General features: G+C 78.1%; 1 protein-coding gene. It reads right to left on the bottom strand.

The window, feature by feature from the left end:
- A partial coding sequence (locus ABEB16_RS21075; RefSeq protein ID WP_425560282.1) for a DEDD exonuclease domain-containing protein occupies positions 1 to 1213 on the bottom strand: 1213 nt, incomplete at its 3' end.
- Positions 1214 to 1347 lie beyond the last annotated feature (134 nt).

Raw genomic sequence — 1347 nt, forward strand, 5'->3', positions numbered from 1 at the left:
GCGGGATGCGGCGGGTGCACCGCCGCAGCGGGAAGGCCTCGTGCAGCGCCGCCACCGCGAGCTCGGCGGCGCGCGGACCGGGGAAGGGCCCCAGGTAGGCGGCACCCGGGGCGTCGTCGTCGCGCACCCGGCGCACCACGGACAGCCGCGGCCACGCGTCCGCGGTGAGCTTCACCCACGGGGCGCGCTCGGGCCGCCGCGAGCGCCGGTTGTAGGGCGGGTCGTGCTCGGCGATCATCCGCAGCTCGCGGACCTCCGCCTCCAGCGGCGTGGTGCACACCACCGGCGTCACCGAGGCCGCCAGCCGCACCATCTCGGTGATGCGCGGGCGGGTCTCCGAGGCGGTGAAGTACGAGCGCACCCGCGTGCGCAGGTCCCGGGAGGTGCCCACGTAGAGCACCCGGTCGGCGCCGTCGCGGAAGAGGTACACGCCGGGTGCGGCGGGCAGCCCCAGGGCGAGGTGCCGCTTGGCGCGGCGGGCCGGGGAGACGCGGGAGGTGAAGGTGGACAGGTCCTCCAGCGTCTGCACACCGAGCGTGCCCAGCCGGCCCAGCAGCGCGTGCAGCACGTCCACGGTGGCCCGCGCGTCCGACAGCGCCCGGTGGTCCGGTGACGTGGTGGCGCCGAAGAGGCGGGCCAGCGTGCCCAGCTTGCGGTCGGGCGCCTCGTCCCGGCCGACGAGCAGGCGCGCCAGCCGGACGGTGTCGACGACCTCCGGCGCCGGCCACGCCAGCCCCGCCCGCGCGCAGCCGGCCTTGAGGAAGGAGGTGTCGTAGGGCGCGTTGTGCGCCACCAGGACGGCGCCGCGCGCGAACTCCAGGAAGCTGGGCAGCACCTGCGGCAGCCGCGGCGCACCGGCCACCATCGCGTCGGTGATGCCCGTGAGCAGCGCGACGAACGGCGGGATGGCCGCGCCGGGGTCCACGAGCGTCTGGAACTCCCCGAGCACCTCCCCGCCGCGGACCCGGACGGCGCCGATCTCGGTGATGCCGGCGTCGGCGGGGGCGCCGCCGGTGGTCTCCAGGTCCACCACCACGAACGTCGTCTCGCGCAGCGGGCGGCCCAGGTCCTCGATGCTCGTCTGCACCGGTACCGGCTGCCCGGTGCCCGTCCGGACGCCGTGCGGGGCGGGGTCGGGCAGGGTGGGACCGGGCACCGCGGGACGCACCGTCGGGGGGCGGGCGGACCCGGTGCGCTGGGGAAGTGCGCCCATGAGGCGCCACCATAGGGGCCGGTCCCGACAACCCCGCGCCGCCCGGCGCGCGGTGGCCGGTGGGGCGCGGGGCTGCTGCGGCTGCGGTGGGGAGGGTCGTGGCGGAGGAGGCGGGCGGCGCGGGCGCCGGCGGC

Origin of the sequence: Kineococcus glutinatus (assembly GCF_039542765.1) — a bacterium.
GTDB classification, from domain to species: Bacteria; Actinomycetota; Actinomycetes; order Actinomycetales; family Kineococcaceae; genus Kineococcus_A; species Kineococcus_A glutinatus.